Source organism: Arthrobacter agilis (genome assembly GCF_030816075.1).
Lineage (GTDB): Bacteria > Actinomycetota > Actinomycetes > Actinomycetales > Micrococcaceae > Arthrobacter_D > Arthrobacter_D agilis_E.
This window is the reverse complement of record NZ_JAUSXO010000001.1, coordinates 2,647,779-2,665,136: the sequence shown is the minus strand read 5'-3', so window position 1 is coordinate 2,665,136 and position 17,358 is coordinate 2,647,779. Positions and strand designations below refer to the sequence as shown.

General features: G+C 70.6%; 16 protein-coding genes. 14 read left to right on the top strand and 2 right to left on the bottom strand.

All coding sequences use genetic code 11. The features are described 5' to 3' along the window. The first annotated feature begins 3 nt into the window (after nucleotides 1–3). From QFZ50_RS12400 to QFZ50_RS12385, 4 genes are read left to right on the top strand one after another with little or no spacing between them, the layout of a single operon-like run. Nucleotides 4–993 (top strand): carbohydrate ABC transporter permease, encoded by a 990-nt coding sequence (locus QFZ50_RS12400; RefSeq protein ID WP_307084573.1) that lies wholly within the window; start codon nucleotides 4–6, stop codon nucleotides 991–993. Next, nucleotides 990–1,904 (top strand): carbohydrate ABC transporter permease, encoded by a 915-nt coding sequence (locus tag QFZ50_RS12395; protein ID WP_307084570.1) that lies wholly within the window; start codon nucleotides 990–992, stop codon nucleotides 1,902–1,904. The genes QFZ50_RS12400 and QFZ50_RS12395 overlap by 4 nt, the downstream gene beginning before the upstream one ends. Beyond that, nucleotides 1,901–3,367 carry a GH1 family beta-glucosidase gene (locus QFZ50_RS12390; RefSeq protein ID WP_307084568.1) on the top strand — a complete coding sequence of 489 codons (1,467 nt, stop codon included), beginning with the start codon at nucleotides 1,901–1,903 and terminating at the stop codon, nucleotides 3,365–3,367. Before QFZ50_RS12395 ends, QFZ50_RS12390 begins: the two co-directional genes overlap by 4 nt. After that, complete coding sequence (locus QFZ50_RS12385; RefSeq protein ID WP_307084566.1) at nucleotides 3,367–4,446, top strand: LacI family DNA-binding transcriptional regulator; 1,080 nt, start codon at nucleotides 3,367–3,369, stop codon at nucleotides 4,444–4,446. Before QFZ50_RS12390 ends, QFZ50_RS12385 begins: the two co-directional genes overlap by 1 nt. On the opposite strand, the gene QFZ50_RS12380 is transcribed toward QFZ50_RS12385, so the two are convergent. Further along, on the bottom strand, nucleotides 4,377–6,572 hold the full coding sequence (locus tag QFZ50_RS12380; protein WP_307084564.1) for a S9 family peptidase: 2,196 nt from the start codon (nucleotides 6,570–6,572) through the stop codon (nucleotides 4,377–4,379). The two genes, QFZ50_RS12385 and QFZ50_RS12380, sit on opposite strands and share 70 nt — an antisense overlap. 185 nt (nucleotides 6,573–6,757) lie before the next feature. Here QFZ50_RS12380 and QFZ50_RS12375 point away from each other — a divergent pair, with 185 nt between their 5' ends. Genes QFZ50_RS12375 through paaZ form a run of 4 tightly spaced genes read left to right on the top strand, consistent with a single transcriptional unit; the run spans nucleotide 6,758 to nucleotide 11,736 of the window. Beyond that, complete coding sequence (locus tag QFZ50_RS12375; RefSeq protein WP_307084563.1) at nucleotides 6,758–7,966, top strand: thiolase family protein; 1,209 nt, start codon at nucleotides 6,758–6,760, stop codon at nucleotides 7,964–7,966. Continuing rightward, the gene (locus tag QFZ50_RS12370; protein WP_307084560.1) at nucleotides 7,966–8,712 is read left to right on the top strand and encodes an enoyl-CoA hydratase/isomerase family protein; all 747 of its coding nucleotides are present in this window, start codon (nucleotides 7,966–7,968) and stop codon (nucleotides 8,710–8,712) included. The genes QFZ50_RS12375 and QFZ50_RS12370 overlap by 1 nt, the downstream gene beginning before the upstream one ends. Next, nucleotides 8,709–9,596 (top strand): 3-hydroxyacyl-CoA dehydrogenase family protein, encoded by an 888-nt coding sequence (locus QFZ50_RS12365; RefSeq protein ID WP_307084558.1) that lies wholly within the window; start codon nucleotides 8,709–8,711, stop codon nucleotides 9,594–9,596. The genes QFZ50_RS12370 and QFZ50_RS12365 overlap by 4 nt, the downstream gene beginning before the upstream one ends. Before the next feature lie 52 nt (nucleotides 9,597–9,648). Further along, complete coding sequence (gene paaZ, locus QFZ50_RS12360) at nucleotides 9,649–11,736, top strand: phenylacetic acid degradation bifunctional protein PaaZ (protein ID WP_307084556.1); 2,088 nt, start codon at nucleotides 9,649–9,651, stop codon at nucleotides 11,734–11,736. A 216-nt stretch (nucleotides 11,737–11,952) separates the two neighbouring features. On the opposite strand, the gene QFZ50_RS12355 is transcribed toward paaZ, so the two are convergent. Next, nucleotides 11,953–12,564, bottom strand: coding sequence for a TetR/AcrR family transcriptional regulator (locus tag QFZ50_RS12355; protein ID WP_307084554.1), 612 nt, complete (start codon nucleotides 12,562–12,564; stop codon nucleotides 11,953–11,955). 119 nt (nucleotides 12,565–12,683) lie between these two features. Here QFZ50_RS12355 and paaA point away from each other — a divergent pair, with 119 nt between their 5' ends. From paaA to QFZ50_RS12325, 6 genes are read left to right on the top strand one after another with little or no spacing between them, the layout of a single operon-like run. Continuing rightward, nucleotides 12,684–13,667: a 1,2-phenylacetyl-CoA epoxidase subunit PaaA gene (gene paaA, locus QFZ50_RS12350; protein WP_307084552.1), complete on the top strand. Its 984-nt coding sequence runs from the start codon at nucleotides 12,684–12,686 to the stop codon at nucleotides 13,665–13,667. Nucleotide 13,668: 1 nt separating this feature from the next. Continuing rightward, nucleotides 13,669–14,016 carry a 1,2-phenylacetyl-CoA epoxidase subunit PaaB gene (paaB, locus tag QFZ50_RS12345; RefSeq protein ID WP_307084550.1) on the top strand — a complete coding sequence of 116 codons (348 nt, stop codon included), beginning with the start codon at nucleotides 13,669–13,671 and terminating at the stop codon, nucleotides 14,014–14,016. Continuing rightward, complete coding sequence (gene paaC / locus QFZ50_RS12340; protein ID WP_307084548.1) at nucleotides 14,013–14,837, top strand: 1,2-phenylacetyl-CoA epoxidase subunit PaaC; 825 nt, start codon at nucleotides 14,013–14,015, stop codon at nucleotides 14,835–14,837. The genes paaB and paaC overlap by 4 nt, the downstream gene beginning before the upstream one ends. Beyond that, entirely contained in the window at nucleotides 14,837–15,343 is a 507-nt protein-coding gene (paaD, locus tag QFZ50_RS12335; protein ID WP_307084546.1) for a 1,2-phenylacetyl-CoA epoxidase subunit PaaD, read from the top strand. Before paaC ends, paaD begins: the two co-directional genes overlap by 1 nt. After that, nucleotides 15,343–16,473: a 1,2-phenylacetyl-CoA epoxidase subunit PaaE gene (gene paaE / locus QFZ50_RS12330; RefSeq protein WP_307084545.1), complete on the top strand. Its 1,131-nt coding sequence runs from the start codon at nucleotides 15,343–15,345 to the stop codon at nucleotides 16,471–16,473. The genes paaD and paaE overlap by 1 nt, the downstream gene beginning before the upstream one ends. A 52-nt stretch (nucleotides 16,474–16,525) precedes the next feature. Continuing rightward, nucleotides 16,526–17,302, top strand: coding sequence for an enoyl-CoA hydratase/isomerase family protein (locus QFZ50_RS12325; protein WP_307086802.1), 777 nt, complete (start codon nucleotides 16,526–16,528; stop codon nucleotides 17,300–17,302). Nucleotides 17,303–17,358 lie beyond the last annotated feature (56 nt).

The window sequence follows — 17,358 nt, the reverse complement described above, 5'->3', positions numbered from 1 at the left end:
CCCATGGCCGTCACGGACCGGGTCCAAACCCCACCTCCCAACACGAATCAGCCTGCCTCACGTGACAAGAGCGTGAAGCGGCTGGCCTTCTCCCAGAAGGTGTCGAAGTGGGACGTCAAGCTGTCCCCGTATCTCTACATCTCGCCGTTCTTCGTCCTCTTCGCGATCACGGGCCTGTTCCCCCTGCTCTACACGGCATGGGTCTCGCTCCACACCTGGAACCTCATCGGGGGCCAGGGGAAGTTCACCGGACTGGAGAACTACGAGTTCGTCCTCGCGCAGCCGTTCTTCTGGAACGCGGTAGGTAATACGTTCAGCATCTTCCTCCTCTCGTCCGTCCCGCAGGTCGTCCTCGCCATCGCCATCGCGGCGGTGCTCGATGCGAACCTCCGGGCCAAGACGTTCTGGCGGATGGGCGTCCTCGTGCCTTTCGTGGTGGCCCCCGTGGCCGTTGGGTTGATCTTCAACAACCTCTTCGCTGACCAGGCAGGCCTGTTCAACGAGGTGTTGACGGGGATGGGGCTGGACCCGGTCCGCTGGCACTCCGACTCGCTCGCGAGTCACACGGCGATCGCCACCATGGTGAACTTCCGCTGGACGGGCTACAACGCCCTGATCTTCCTCGCCGCCATGCAGGCCATCCCCCGGGACGTCTACGAGGCGGCGACGATCGACGGCGCCGGGCGGCTCCGCCAGTTCGTCTCGGTCACCGTCCCGATGCTCCGCCCCACCATCATCTTCGTGGTGATCACCGCCACGATCGGCGGCCTCCAGATCTTCGACGAGGCGCGCGTGTTCGACCAGGCGGGCCTCGGTGGCGCGGACCGCCAGTGGCAGACCCTCACCATGTACATCTGGGAGCTCGGCTGGGGCCAGCGCAACTTCGGCAGGGCCTCGGCCGTCGCCTGGCTGCTGTTCCTGATCATCGTCCTCATCGCGATGGCCAACTTCCTCATCACCCGCCGCATCGCTAGCCAGGGAGGCCGACGATGAGCTCCATCCCCATGATCGAACAGACCGCGGGCAAGGGGGCCGCACGCGCGGCCCAGCGGGGCCTCGGCTCCCGGCGCCGCGGCGCCCCCGGCGGCACCATGCGCCGGCCCGGGTTCCTGACCTACGGATTCCTCGCGGCGGTGATCCTCGGCTCGGTGTTCCCGCTGTGGTGGTCCTTCCTGGTGGGAAGCCATGACAGCTCGGTCATCAGCAAGGGCGTGCCCCTGGTGCCGGGCGGTAACTTCCTCGCCAACGCGGCCAGCGTGCTCGACACCATCCCGTTCTGGAAGGCGCTCGGCAACAGCATCCTCGTCTCCACCGTCACGGCGGTGTCCGTGGTCCTGTTCTCGACCCTCGCCGGATTCGCCTTCGCCAAGCTCCGTTTCCGGGGCAGCAAGGGCCTGCTGGTGTTCGTGATCGCCACCATGGCGGTCCCCACCCAGCTGGGTGTGGTGCCGCTGTTCATCGTGATGGCGAAGCTCGGCTGGACCGGATCGCTTTGGGCCGTCATCGTGCCCGGCGTCGTCACGGCCTTCGGGGTGTTCTGGATGACGCAGTACCTGCGGGACGCCCTGCCGGACGAGCTCATCGAGGCCGTCAGGATCGACGGCGCGTCCATGATCCAGGCGTTCTGGTACGTCGGCCTCCCGGCCGCCCGGCCCGCCGCGGCGATGCTCGCGCTCTTCACGTTCGTCGCGACATGGACCAACTTCTTCTGGCCGTTCATCGTGCTGGATCCGTCCAACCCCACCCTCCCGGTGGCACTGCAGCTGCTCCAGGCCGCGCACTTCGTCGACTACTCGATCGTGCTCGCCGGAGCCGTGCTCTCCACCATCCCCCTGCTGCTCCTCTTCGCAGTGGCGGGACGTCAACTCGTATCAGGAATCATGCAAGGAGCAGTCAAAGGATGAGCAGCACCGAGATCACCTTTCCCGAGGGCTTCCTCTGGGGTGCGGCGACAGCGGCATACCAGATCGAGGGCGGGGCGCAGGAGGGCGGCAGGGGGCCGTCCATCTGGGACACGTTCTCCCGCGTCCCGGGAGCAGTGGTGGACGCACACAACGGGGACGTCGCGTGCGACCACTTCCACCGTTCGGCGGAGGACGTCGCACTGATGAAGAGCCTCAACCTGCAGGCGTACCGCTTCTCGACGTCGTGGTCCCGCTGCATGGCGGACGGCGTCACGCCGAACACCGAGGGCATCCGCTTCTACTCGCGGCTCGTGGACCAGCTCCTCGAGGCCGGTATCAAGCCGTGGCTCACCCTCTACCACTGGGACCTGCCGCAGGCCCTCGAGGACAAGGGTGGCTGGACCAACCGCGACACCGCCTACCGCTTCGCCGAGTACGCCGCGGTGATGCACGAGGCCCTGGGCGACCGGGTGCGCATCTGGACCACCCTCAACGAGCCCTGGTGTGCGGCGTTCCTCGGCTACGCCGCCGGCGTGCACGCGCCGGGGCGCCAGGAGCCGACGGCGGCCCTCGCCGCCGCGCACCACCTCCTGCTCGGTCACGGACTCGCGACGCAGGAGCTGCGCCGCCGGGACGCGGACGCGACCCTCGGCATCACGCTCAACCTCACCGTGCCGGACCCCGTGGACCCGGACAGCGCGGAGGACCGCGACGCCGCCCGCCGCATCGACGGGCAGTTCAACCGCATCTTCCTCGACCCCGTGCTGCGCGGCGCATACCCGGAGGACGTCCTCCGGGACGTCGAGCACCTCGGGATGGCCGAGCACATCCGGAACGGCGACCTCGACATCATCGGCACGCCCATCGACGTGCTGGGCGTGAACTACTACCACGGCGAGGCCGTCACCAAGGCGCCGTCGGGCGAGGCGGCACCGCAGGAGGGCCACGCGCCGCTCGAGCGCCCGGTCTCCTCTCCCTACGTCGCGGCGCACGGTGTCCGTTCGGTACCGCGCGGCCTGCCCGTCACGGCGATGGACTGGGAGGTGCAGCCCGACGGGCTCCGCCGCCTGCTCAACTGGCTGCAGGACGAGTACACCGGGCCTGCCGGCATCCCGATCTACATCACGGAGAACGGTGCCGCCTACAATGACGCCCCGGACGACTCCGGTTTCGTGGACGACCAGGACCGCCTCGGCTTCTTCGACGTCCACGTGCGGGCCATGAAGGACGCGATCGACGACGGCGTGGACCTCCGCGGCTACCTCGCGTGGTCGCTCATGGACAACTTCGAGTGGGCCTGGGGCTACCACCAGCGCTTCGGCCTGGTGCGCGTGGACTACGAGACACAGGAGCGCACCCCGAAGGCGAGCGCCCTCTGGTACGCCCGCCTGGCGGCCTCCAACACGGTGCCCGACGCCTCGTCGCCGGACGCCGAGCGGGCGGGTGTCGTATTGTCGAGGTGATGAAAACGTCCCCACCCCGGCCGCTGCGCCAGGTCACCGCTCGCTCGAGCCCCACGCTCGAGGACCTCGCCGTGGCAGCCGGGGTGTCACGTTCCACCGCCTCCCGCGCCATCAACGGGGGAGACCGCGTCAGCCCCGAGGCCCAGGCGGCGGTGGACCGCGCGGTCATCGACCTCGGGTACATCCCGAACCGGGCCGCGCGCAGCCTGGTGACCCGCCGGACGTCCTCCATCGCCCTGGTCATCCCGGAGCCCGACGTCCGCGTCATGATGGATCCCTTCTTCGCCGTCGTCATCACCGGCATCACGGAGGCCCTCCGGGAGACCGACGTGCAGTTGGTGCTGCTGATGTCGAGGACCGACGACGACTCCTCCCGCACCCTGCGCTACCTGCGCGGGGGGCACGTGGACGGGGCGATCGTCGTCTCGCACCACAAGGCCGACTCCTGGGCGAGGTCACTCGCCGAGACCGGTCTTCCGACCATCTTCATCGGGCGCCCGTGGGACACCACGTTCGACGTGACGTATGTGGATACGGACAACGTCGGCGGCGGGCGGCTGGCCGCGCAGCACCTCGCCGGCATCGGCCGCCGTCGCCTCGCCACGGTGGCCGGACCCGCCGACATGACCGCCGCCGTCGACCGCCTGCGCGGCTGGAAGGCGGGCCTGGCGGAGGCCGGACTGCCCGAGGGGCCCGTGGTCCACGCCGACTTCACCACGGACGGCGCGGCCACCGCGGCGCGACAGCTCCTCGCCGAGGATCCCGAGATCGACGGCATCTTCGCCGCCTCGGACCTCATGGCGCTCGGTGTGCTCGAGGCGCTCCACGCCGCCGGGAAGACGGTGCCGGGGGACATCGCGCTCATGGGCTACGACAACCACGCCGTCGCCGAGACGGCGGCGACGCCGCTCACCACGATCACCCAGCCCATGGTCCAGATGGCCGTGAAGGCGGGAGCGATGCTCCTGGAGGAGATCGAGGCCCCGGGCTCGCACCCGGAGCCCGTCATCTACTCCACGGAACTGGTGGAACGCGCGAGCACCTCCGTGGCGCCCACGGCGTCCGCGGCGAACGCGTAGTCCCAGGCGACGTCGCGCCACCGGGAGTAGCGTCCGCTGGCGCCGCCGTGGCCGCCGTCCATCTCCGTCTTGAGGACGATCGGCTCGGTGCCCGTGGCGGTCTCGCGCAGCTGCGCGACCCACTTGGCGGGCTCCACGTACAGCACGCGCGTGTCGTTGTAGCTCGTGACGGCGGCGATCCTCGGGTACGCGACGGGGCGCACGTTCTCGTAGGGCGTGTACTCCTTCATGTAGCGGTACACCTCGGGGTCGGTGATCGGGTTGCCCCACTCCTCCCACTCGAGCGCCGAGAGCGGCAGGTCCGGGTCGAGGATGGTGGTCAGCGCGTCCACGAACGGGACCTGAGCCACGATCGCCCGGTACTTCTCCGGCGCCAGGTTGGCGACGGCGCCCATGAGGAGACCTCCCGCGGAACCGCCCATCGCGGCGATCCGTGACGGATCCGCCCAGCCCGAGTCGCCGAGGTACGTGGTGGCGTCGACGAAGTCGGTGAAGGTGTTCTTCTTGGCCAGCTTCTTGCCCTGCTCGTACCAGCTGCGGCCCATTTCACCGCCGCCGCGGATGTGCGCGGTGACGAACACGATGCCGCGGTCCAGGAGGGAGAGCCGGGCGATCGAGAAGGCGGGGTCCATGCTGACCTCGTAGCTGCCGTACGCGTAGACGACCGCCGGGTTGGTGCCGTCCTGGGCGAGGTCGGTCCGCCGGACGACGGAGAGCGGGATCAGTGTGCCGTCGGCTGCCGGTGCCCAGTGACGCTCGGCCACGTAGTCGGCGGGGTCGTACCCGCCGCGCACCTCGGTCTCCTTGCGCAGTTCCAGCGACCCGTCCTCGAGGACGTAGTCGTAGACGCGCGGGGGCGTGAGGTACGAGGTGTACGACAGGCGGATGATCGGGGAGTCGAACTCGGCGTTGGCGAGGTTGCAGGTGAAGAGCTCCTCGTCGAAGTCGGGTTCGGCGGGCAGCCCCTGCTCGGGCGTGCCGAGGCCGGCCAGCGGCAGGACCTGGACGCGCTCGATGGTGTCCTTGCGGACCGAGAGCACCAGGTGGGTGCGCGTGACGGAGACGCCGTTGATGCGGACGGCGTCGTCGTGCGGGATGACCGTCGTCCACTCCTGCTCGGCGAGCGGCCGGGAGAACTGGTCCTCCGGGACGAGGCTCACCATCGAGTTCCTCGCGTCGCGGTCGTGGGTCAGGAGGTAGTGCCGTACTCCGTCGATGGTGAGGGGTTCGGCGTCGTACAGGATGCGTTCGTCGCGGGAGATGAGCGGGGTCAGGCCGGCTTCGGGGTGCTCGAGGTCGAGGACGCGGTACTCGCTGTACTCCGAGCAGCCGATGCTGATGAGGAGCTGCGTGCGGTCGGCCGAGACCTCGAAGCCCGTCCACATGGCGACGTCGTCCTCCTGGTAGACGAGTGCGTCGTCGGCCACGGGCGTGCCGAGGACGTGGGACCGCACCTGGTAGGGGCGCCAGGAATCGTCGACGACGGTGTAGTAGACGCGGCTCCCGTCGGGGGAGAAGGACAGCCCGTAGAAGACGTCCGGGATCTCGTCCGGCAGGAGCTCCCCGGTCGTGAGGTCCTTGATGCGGAGCGTGAAGCGCTCGTCGCCCGCGTTGTCCTCGCAGTACGCCAGCAGCGTGCCGTCCTCGGTCACGGAGAGGCCGCCCAGGGAGAAGAAGGGCTTGCCCTCGGCGAGCTCGTTGCCGTCGAGCATCACCTGCTCGCCCGGCACGGGCTGCCCGGGGACCACCTCGGGCGGCGTCCAGTCACGGCGCAGGTCGCCCGTGTCCTCGGCGGCCACGCGGCACTGGATGCCGTACTGCTTCCCCTCCTCCGTCCGGGAGTAGTACCACCAGCCCTTCTTGCGGGCGGGGACGGAGAGGTCCGTCTCCTGCGTGCGGTCCTTGATCTCGTTGAAGATGGCCTCGCGCAGCGGTTCCTGGTGCCGCGTGACGGCCTCCGTGTAGTCGTTCTCTCGCTCGAGGTACCCGATCAGCTCGGGGTTCTCCTTCTCGCGCATCCACTCGTAGGAATCCACGAAGGTGTCGCCGTGGTGGGTGCGCTCGACGGGCACCTTCCTGGCCGGGGGCGGGACGGGGACTTGGAGCACGGTGGCGTCGACGGTCATGGCTCCCATCTTGCCACTGCCGCTCCGGGCGTCCGCCCCGGCGGCGCGGCCCCGGTCCTGCCGCGCCGTCCTGGTTGACCGTGCCGAACGGGCATGCAATTCTGGAGCGGGCCTTTACAGAACGAACGTTCGGTAATTCGGCCGGAGAACAGCGTGCGGGACCTGCGACGACGAGGGAGACGACCATGGCCGAGGCATTCCTGGTGGGGGGTGTCCGCACCCCGGTGGGCCGGTACGGCGGAGCGCTCTCCAGCGTCCGGCCCGACGACCTCGCGGCGCTCGTGCTCGACGCCGTCGTCCGGCGTGCCGGCGTGGACCCGGCGGTCGTGGACGAGGTGATCCTCGGCAACGCCAACGGTGCTGGCGAGGAGAACCGGAACGTGGCGCGCCTCGCTGCACTGCTCGCGGGCTTCCCCGACAGCGTGCCCGGCATCACGGTCAACCGTCTCTGTGCCTCCGGGCTCTCGGCCATCATCATGGCCTCGCACATGGTGAAGGCGGGGGCCGCGGACATCGTCGTCGCAGGTGGCGTCGAGTCCATGAGCCGCGCGCCCTGGGTCCTCGAGAAGCCGGACAGACCCTTCGCGAAACCAGGTGCCCTGCTCGACACCTCGATCGGCTGGCGCTTCACCAATCCCCGGCTCGCAGCGCGGGACAAGGCCACCTACTCCATGCCCGAGACGGCGGAGGAGCTCGCCGCACTGGACCGGATCACCCGGGACGACGCAGACGCCTTCGCGCTCCGCTCCCACCAGCGGGCGCTCGCGGCCATCGAGGCCGGACACTTCGCCGACGAGATCGTGCCCGTCCAGGTGAACCGCGGGAAGACGTCGTCCTCGGTGGACACCGACGAGGGACCGCGTGCCGACACGACCCTCGAGGTCCTCGCGGGACTCCGTCCCGTGGTCCGGCCGGACGGGATCGTCACGGCCGGCAACTCGAGTTCGCTCAACGACGGCGCCTCCGCCGTCATCGTCGCCTCGGAGGACGCCATCCAGCGGTACGGCCTGGCTCCGCGCGCCCGCATCCTCGACGGCGCCTCGGCAGGCGTCCCCCCGGAGATCATGGGTATCGGCCCCGTCCCGGCGACGCGGAAGGTCCTCGAGCGTGCGGGTCTGACGGTCGCGGACCTCGGCGCCGTCGAACTCAACGAGGCGTTCGCCACGCAGTCCCTCGCCTGTATCCGCCGCCTCGGCCTCGACGAGGGCGTCGTCAACCGTGACGGCGGGGCGATCGCCCTCGGCCACCCGCTCGGCTCGTCGGGTGCGCGCATCGCCGTCACCCTGCTGGGCCGGATGGAGCGCGAACTCCAGGGCCCGTCCCGGCGGCTCGGACTCGCGACGATGTGCGTCGGCGTCGGCCAGGGCACCGCGATGCTCCTCGAGGCCGTCTGATGCCGTCAGCACTGAAGCTCACCGAGGGCGCCGGCTCGAATGTCCTCGTCGTTGAGCTGCACCGCCCCGAGGCGCGCAACGCGATCGACCGCCGGATGGTCGACGAGCTGCACGCGGTCTGCGCCGACCTCGAAGCGGCGCCCCGCACCCTGATCCTGACGGGGTCCGACGGCGTCTTCGCCTCGGGAGCCGACATCGCCGAACTGCGCGAGCGCCGCCGTGACGACGCCCTGGCAGGCATCAACTCGACGCTCTTCGCCCGCATCGCGGCGTTGCCCATGCCGGTCGTCGCGGCCCTCGACGGCTACGCGCTCGGTGGTGGCGCCGAACTCGCGTTCGCCGCCGACTTCCGCCTCGGGACGCCGCGGCTGCGGATCGGCAACCCGGAGACGGGCCTCGGCATCCTCCCCGCGGCCGGGGCCACCTGGCGCCTGAAGGAGCTGGTGGGGGAGCCGCTCGCCAAGGAGATCCTGCTCGCCGGCCGCATCCTCACGGCCGAGGAGGCCCTGGCTGCCCGGCTCATCACCGCGATCCACGCACCGGAGGACCTCCTGCAGGCCGCGCACGAGCTCGCCGACCGCATCGGCCGACAGGACCCCCTGGCCGTCCGCATCACCAAGAGTGTGTTCCACGCACCGAGGGACGCGCATCCGGTGATCGACCAGCTGGCGCAGGCCGTCCTCTTCGAGTCGGAGGCCAAGTTCGACCGCATGCAGCAGTTCCTGGACCGGAAGAGGACCTCATGAGCGATCTCCCCCTCGGCGTGCCCGCGCGCGTCGGCGTGCTCGGTGGCGGACGGATGGGCGCGGGCATCGCGCACGCCTTCTGCCTCGCCGGCTCCGGCGTGGTCGTCGTTGAGCGTGACGATCCCGCCGCCACCGCAGGCCTGGACCGTGTCCGGCAGGCACTCGCGCGCAGCGTGGACCGCGGCACGACCGCGGAACCGCTGGCGGAGCTGACCCGCCGCGTGACGGTGTCCACCGACTACGGGTCGTTCTCCTCCTGCGACCTCGTCGTCGAGGCGGTCCCCGAGGACCTCGGGCTCAAGCGCCGGGCGCTGCGGGAGGTCGAGGACGTCCTCGACGGCGACGCGTGGCTCGCGACGAACACCTCCTCCCTGTCCGTCGACGCGCTCGCCGAAGCCCTGCGGCGCCCCGAGCGGTTCTGCGGCCTCCACTTCTTCAACCCCGTGCCCGCCTCGACCCTGATCGAGGTGGTCCTCGGCGCCCGGACGTCCCCGGAGCTCCAGGCCGCCGCGCGGTCCTGGGTGGATGCGCTCGGCAAGACGCCCGTCGTCGTGCGGGACTCCCCGGGCTTCGCGAGCTCCCGGCTCGGCGTCGCGATCGCCCTGGAGGCCATGCGGATGCTCGAGGAGGGCGTGGCGAGCGCGGAGGACATCGACGCCGCGATGGTCCTCGGCTACAAGCACCCGGTCGGGCCGCTCCGGACCACCGACATCGTGGGGCTGGACGTCCGCCTCGGGATCGCGGAGTACCTCGCCTCCACCCTCGGCCCGCGCTTCACCCCACCCGCGATCCTGCGCGAGACGGTGGCCCGGGGCGACCTCGGCCGCAAGAGCGGCCAAGGCTTCTTCACGTGGGACGACGCGCCGCCGTCGTCCGCTCCCTGACCCGAGCACACCCGTACCAGCACCAGGACAACCCAGCGAAAGGCGAGCGGACATGACCACCGCCCCGGAACGAGTACAGATCGACGTCGTCCCCAGCTTCATCGAGGACGCCTGGTGGACGCCGGAGAGGACTGCCGCGGACGACGACGGGACAGTGGTCCGCGACGCCAGCACGGGCGAGGAGCTCGCCGTCGTCAGCACGGCCGGCATCGACACCGCTGCCGCCGTCCGCTTCGCGCGGACCACGGGCCAGGCCGCACTCGGACGGTTCACCTTCCACGAGCGTGCCCTGAAGCTCAAGGAGCTCGCGCAGTACCTGAACGCGCACCGCGAGCCGCTGTACGAGCTGTCCGCGAAGACCGGGGCCACGAAGGTCGACTCGATGGTGGACATCGACGGCGGCATCGGGGTGCTCTTCACCTTCGGGTCGAAGGGGCGCCGCGAGCTGCCCAACTCCCACGTGATCGTCGACGGACCGCCCGAGGTGCTCTCCAAGGACGGTTCCTTCCTCGGCACGCACATCCACACGCGCATCCCCGGTGTCGCCGTGCAGATCAATGCCTTCAACTTCCCGGTGTGGGGCATGCTCGAGAAGCTGGCCCCCGCCTTCCTCGCCGGTGTGCCGACCATCGTGAAGCCCGCGACGCCCACCGGATTCCTGACCGCCGCCGTCGTGAAGCTCATCATCGGCTCGGCGATCCTGCCGGCCGGTTCGCTGCAGCTCATCTCCGGGCCGGCGCGCGACGTCCTCGATCACCTCGACTACCGGGACCTCGTGTCCTTCACCGGCTCGGCGTCGACGGCCAACCACCTCAAGTCCCACCCGTCGGTCGAGCGGGGCGGGGTGCGCTTCACCTGCGAGACGGATTCGCTCAACGCCGCGATCCTCGGCCCGGACGCGGCGCCGGGCACGCCCGAGTTCGACGCCTTCGTGAAGTCCCTGGTCACCGAGATGACGGTGAAGGCGGGCCAGAAGTGCACGAGCATCCGCCGGTCCATCGTGCCGCAGGCGCTGGTCGACGACGTCGTCCGGGCCGCCGGGGAGCGGATCCGCTCCCGGGTGAGGCTCGGTGATCCGCGCGCCGACGGCGTCACGATGGGCGCGCTCGCGTCGCTCGCACAGCTCGAGGGCGTCCAGGACGCGGTGCGGGAGCTGATCGCCGGCGGTGCGTCCGTGGCGTTCGGCTCACTCGACGCACCCGACGTCGTGCTCGCGGACAACACGTCCGGCAAGGCGCCGGGAGGGGCCTTCATGGAACCCGTGCTGCTCACGTGGAAGGACGTGGAGGCCGGCGCACTGCACTCGGTGGAGGCCTTCGGCCCGGTCGCCTCGGTCATCGGCTACGACGACCTGCCGCACGCCGTCCGCCTGGCCGCCCTCGGGTCCGGGTCCCTCGTCGCCACGGTCTGCACGAACGATCCGGCGGTGGCACAGGAACTCGTGCTCGGGATCGCCGCGCACCACGGCCGCGTCCTGATCCTCAACCGTGAGGACGCCCGCACCTCCACCGGGCACGGCTCGCCCGTCCCGCACCTCGTGCACGGCGGGCCCGGGCGTGCCGGCGGTGGCGAGGAGCTCGGCGGCATGCGCTCGGTGCTGCACCACATGCAGCGCACGGCCGTGCAGGGATCGCCGAACATGCTCACCAGCATCACGGGCGAATGGCACACGGGTGCCGACCGCCGGTTCGACGACGGGCACCCGTTCCGCAAGGACCTCGCCACGCTGCGCATCGGCGACGCGGTCCGCTCCGGGCTGCGGCGGGTCACGCTCGAGGACATCGCGGCGTTCGCCAAGACCACGGGCGACACCTTCTACGCCCACACGGACGAGGAGGCAGCCGCCGCCAACCCCTTCTTCCCGGGCATCGTTGCCCACGGCTACCTGCTGTTGTCCTGGGGTGCGGGGCTCTTCGTGGATCCCGCGCCCGGGCCCGTGCTGGCGAACTACGGCCTGGAGAACCTCCGGTTCATCACGCCGGTCGCCGCGGGGGATTCGATCCGCGTGACACTGACGGCCAAGCGGATCACGCCACGGGAGACGGACGAGTACGGCGAGGTGGCGTGGGACGCCGTCCTGCACAACCAGGACGACGAGATCGTGGCGACCTACGACGTCCTGACCCTCGTGCGGAAGTAGCGCCGAAGCAGCGCCGCCACTGCGCGTCCGGCGCTACCGCCGGACGCGCAGCGGTCCGCCCGTCGGGTGGCATGGTCGGCCCTGGCCTGCCCCGTAACGGAGCGGCGCCCGGCGCTGAGCGGCCGCCCTGCCCCGTGGCGGAGCGGTGCCCGGCGCTGAGCTGCTGGCCCACCCCGTGACGGCGTGGAGCTGCTGCCCCGCCCCGTGGCGGAGCGGTTACCGCCGGTGGAGCCCGTCGAACACCATGACGATGACGTCGTCGGCCAGCTTTTCGGCCGACAGGGGTCCGCCCGGCCGGTACCACTCGACGATCGAGTTGATGGTCCCGAAGATCAGGCGCGTGGTGGTGCGGGGGTCGATGTCGCTGCGGATGGACCCCTCGTGGCGGGCGGCGTCCACCAGGGCCGCCACCTCGCGGTCGAACGTGCGCCGTCGCTCCAGTGCCTCGCGCTCGATCTGCGTGTTGCCGCGCAAGCGCAGGAGCAGGGTCACGAAGGGGAGCCGTTCGGTCAGGACGGCGATGGTCCCGCGGAGGACGAACTCCAGGCGTGCATCGGCGGCGCCGGCAGCAGCCCCTGGCGCGGAGAGCACCGCCTCGAGACCGCCGAGCGCGTGGTCGAGGGCGAGCCGCAGCAGTTCGCCCTTGGACGGGACGTGGTGGTAGATCGCCGACTTGCTGATGCCGAGCTCCTCGGCCAGCATCCCCATCGACGTCGCCTCGTAGCCGTGACGGTTGAAGGCCGTGACCGCGACGGCCAGGACCGACTGCTGGTCGTAGCCCGGGCGCCCGCGGCGGGTGGGGGACGGCGTGGGGTCGGCGACGGTCATGCTGTCATTTTTGCACGACCGTTCGGTCGGCCGGCCGTTGACCCTCCGTGGCTGCCCTCCCTATACTGAACGAACGGTCGGTAAATAAACCGGGCGTCCAGACGAGCGAGGCAGGCACCATGACGACGACAGTGACGAACCCGGGAAGCCGTGTGGACGACGCCGCCGGGGAACGGCTCTTCAACGAGATCATCGCCCGGGACTCCCGGATCGAGCCGCGTGACTGGATGCCCGCGGACTACCGCAAGTCGCTGACCCGGCAGATCTCCCAGCACGCGCACTCCGAGATCATCGGCATGCAGCCCGAGGCCAACTGGATCACCCGGGCGCCGTCCCTCAAGCGCAAGGCCGTCCTCATGGCCAAGGTGCAGGACGAGGCGGGCCACGGCCTCTATCTCTACTCGGCCGCCGAGACCCTCGGTACATCGCGTGACCGCATGACCGAGGACCTGATCGCCGGCAAGGCACGCTACTCGAGCATCTTCAACTACCCCGTGCTGACGTGGGCGGACATCGGTGCGATCGGCTGGCTCGTCGACGGAGCGGCGATCTGCAACCAGGTGCCCCTCTGCCGTGCCTCCTACGGACCCTACGGACGGGCCATGGTGCGCATCTGCAAGGAGGAATCCTTCCACCAGCGGCAGGGCTTCGAGATCCTGCTCGAGCTCGCCAACGGCACCCCGGAGCAGCGCGCCATGGCACAGGACGCCGTCGACCGCTGGTACGCGCCGTCGCTCATGATGTTCGGGCCTCCGGACGAGGAGTCGCCCAACTCGCAGAAGTCGATGGAGTGGAACATCAAGCGCTTCTCCAACGACGAGCTGCGCTCGCGCTTCGTCGGCATGATGGTCGAGCAGATCAGGGTCCTCGGGCTGGAACTGCCCGACAAGGACGTCCGATACAACGAGGAGACCGGCCGCTGGGAGCACGGACCCCTCGACTGGAACGAGTTCAGGGAGGTCCTCGCGGGCCGCGGGCCGTGCAATGCGCAGCGCATGGAGCGGCGCCGGGAGGCCCATGAGGAGGGCGCCTGGGTGCGGGAGGCCGCAGCGGCCTATGCCGCGAAGCAGGCAGCCGGGCGCGCGACGGCGAAGGTGGCCTAGGATGACCGGCGGATCGACGACAGGTGACGACGGCGCGACGGCGCCGTCCACGGGCCCGCAGGAAGCGCGCGCCGCATGGCCGCTCTGGGAGGTCTTCGTGCGGTCCTCGCGCGGGCTCTCCCACGTCCACGCGGGATCCCTGCATGCCCCGGACGCCGAGATGGCCGTCCGCAATGCCCGGGACCTCTACACGCGGCGCAACGAGGGCGTGAGCCTCTGGGTGGTCCCGGCGTCGGCCGTCGTGACCAGCGACCCCGACGCGAAGGACGCGTTCTTCGAGTCGCCGCAGGGCAAGGACTACCGGCACGCCACGTACTACACGAAGAGCGAGGGGGTGAAGCACCTGTGAGCGAGGCGAATGCCAGCGCCACCCGCATCACCCCGGGCAACGCGCTGCGGCCCGAGGACATCGCGCTGCTGGAGGCCCGGCCGGACGACGCCGTGGCGCAGTACGCGCTGTGGCTGGGCGATGACGCCCTCATCCTGGCGCAGCGTCTGGGCTGGTGGATCTCCCGGGCGCCGGAGCTCGAGGAGGACGTCGCGCTCGCGAACATCGCTCTCGACCAGATCGGGCACGCCCGGTCCTTCCTGACCTACGCGGGACGCGCCTGGGACAGGACGGAGGACGACCTCGCCTACTTCCGGCGGGAGCCCGAGTTCCGCTCCGTGCACCTCGTCGAGCAGCCCAACGGCGACTTCGCCCGCACGATCGCGCGGCAGCTCGTTGTCGCCCTGTACCAGTGGGAGCTCTACTCGCGACTCGTCGGTTCGACCGACCCGACGCTCGCGGCGATCGCCGCGAAAGCCGTCAAGGAGGTCGACTACCACCGTGACCACAGCATCCAGTGGGTGCTCCGCCTCGCGCTCGGCACCGACGAATCACGCCGCCGCATGATCGCGGGCCTCAAGCTGACCTGGCCCTACGTCGACGAACTGTTCGTGGACTACCCGCTCATCGACGAACTCGGCGGCGCAGGGGTCCGGCCCAGCACCCTCCGCGCGCCGTTCGACGCGGCGATCGCGGCCGTCCTCGACGAAGCCGGGCTCGAGCTGCCGGCCGTGCCCGGGGCGGTGGGTGGAGGCCGCCTCGGCCGCCACAGCGAACACCTCGGCTATCTCCTGGCCGAACTGCAGGTGCTCGCCCGCGAGCACCCGGGAGCGTCGTGGTGATGGTCGCCGACCTGCGTCCCGCTGCCGGGACGGACGCCGCCGTCTGGGACATCGCGGCCACCGTCTGCGACCCGGAGATCCCCGTCCTCACCATCGAGGACCTGGGCGTCCTCCGCGACGCCCACGTGGCCGAGTCCGGCCAGGTGCTCGTGACGATCACGCCGACCTACTCGGGATGCCCTGCGATGGACGCCATCCGCGACGACGTGACGGCAGCGCTCCACCGTGCCGGGTACGACGACGTCGCCGTCCGCCTCACGCTCTCGCCGGCCTGGACCACCGACTGGCTCACCGACGACGGCAAGGCCAAGCTCGAGGAGTACGGCATCGCGCCGCCCACGGGGAAGGCGGCGGCCGGCCCCGTGCGGATCGGACTGAGCGTCAAGTGCCCCCAGTGCTCCTCGCTGGACACCCGGGAGCTGACACGCTTCGGATCCACCTCCTGCAAGGCGCTCTACGTCTGCACTTCCTGCAGGGAACCCTTCGACTACTTCAAGGTGCACTGATGGCCGTCGTCCTCGCCCCCTCGACCAAACGGCGTAGCGCCTTCCACGCCCTCACCGTCCGCAGCGTCCGCCGCCTCACGGAGGACGCCGTCGAGGTCACCCTCGACGTGCCCGCCGACCTGCAGGACAAGTACGACTACCTCCCCGGCCAGTACGTGGCCCTGCGCACCACGCTGGATGTCGACGGCGAGCCGAAGGAGGTGCGGCGCAGCTACTCGATCTGCGCCGACCCTCGACCCGGCGAACTGCGCGTCGCGGTCAAGCGCGACCTCGGCGGTGTCTTCTCCACCTGGGCCAACGAGTCGCTGAAGGCCGGGGACACCCTCGACGTGATGAGCCCGCTCGGGCAGTTCACGCCGCGGACGACGCCGGGGGAGCAGGCTGTCTCCCTGGTCGCCGTCGCGGCCGGTTCCGGCATCACGCCGGTGATCTCGATCGCCCGTTCGATGCTCGCGAGTGGTCCGCACGTCCGGTTCGACCTCGTGTACGCGAACCGCGCCGCGATGGACGTCATGTTCCTCGAGGAGCTCGCGGACCTGAAGGACCGCTACCCCTCCCGCTTCGCGGTCCATCACGTCCTGTCGCGCGAACAGCGCATCTCGCCGCTGCTCTCGGGACGCATCGACGCCGAGAAGCTGGAGAAGCTGCTCGGCACCGTCATCGCGACCGACCGCGTGGACGAGTGGTTCCTCTGCGGGCCCTTCGAGCTGGTCCAGCTCTGCCGGGACTTCCTGTCCGCGCGGGGTGTGCCGGCGGACGCCGTGCGCTTCGAGCTGTTCACCACGGGTGAGCCGGCCCGGCCCGAAGGCAGCATCGGCCGGCCCGTGGCGCCGGACGCCGGCGGTGAGAACTACACCATCTCGTTCAATCTCGACGGGCTCCAGGGATCCGTGCAGAGTCCCACGCATGCGCGTGAGTCGATCCTCAACGCGGCGCTCCGGGTGCGCCCCGATGTCCCCTTCGCCTGTGCCGGTGGAGTGTGCGGCACCTGCCGGGCGAAGCTCGTCCAGGGCACCGTGGCCATGGAGGAGAACTACGCCCTGGAACCCGACGAGATCGCCGCCGGCTATGTCCTCACGTGCCAGTCCCACCCGACCAGCGACGCCGTCACCGTCGACTACGACGCCTAGGAGCGCCTCCATGTCCGCACGACCGACGCCGTCGAGCAGCGACCCCACCTCCATGGTCCGGCTGACCGTCACGGACGGCATCGCCGAGGTGGTGCTCGACGCCCCGTACCGGCTCAACGCCGTGGACGAGGAGGCGCTCGCCGACCTCGCCTCCGCCTACGACGACGCCGCCGCCGGTGTGCGTGGGGGAACGGTCCGGGCCCTGGTGCTGCGGGGAGAGGGCCGTGCGTTCTGCGCCGGGCGGAACCTCGGCTCCATCGAACCCGGGTCCGACGACGCCCACGCCTTCCTCGATGCCGCGCTGACACCGCTGCTGCGGATGATGGCGGACTTCCCCGCGCCGACCTTCGCCGCTGCGCAGGGCGCCTGCCTCGGCGTCGGGCTCGGCCTGCTCCTCGCGACGGACGTGGTGTACGTGGCGGAGGACGCGAAGATCGGCTCGCCCTTCGCGAATCTGGGGCTCGCCCTCGATTCGGGCGGACACTGGCTGTTCACGGAGCGGCTCGGTCCGCACCGCGCCCTCGACCTCATGTACACGGGGGAGCTCATGAGCGGCGCCGAAGCCGTCGCGGGAGGACTGTTCAGCCGGGCAGTACCCGCGGCGGACCTGCTCGATTTCACCCGGTCCCGGGCGGCCCGGGCCGCGCAGGGGCCGCTGCAGGCCTTCGTCGCCTCGAAGCAGCTCGTCGGCCGGATCCGCGACGAGCGCCTCGGCCTGTGGGATGCCATCCGCGGGGAGAACGACGTGCAGGGCGTGCTCGGGGTCTCGGACGACTACCGCGAGGGCCTCGAGGCGTTCAGGGAGAAGCGGGCGCCGCGCTTCCGCTGACGGGCGCCCGGCTCACGACCTCCGGCGGACGGAGTGATGTCCACGCGCCCGGTGAT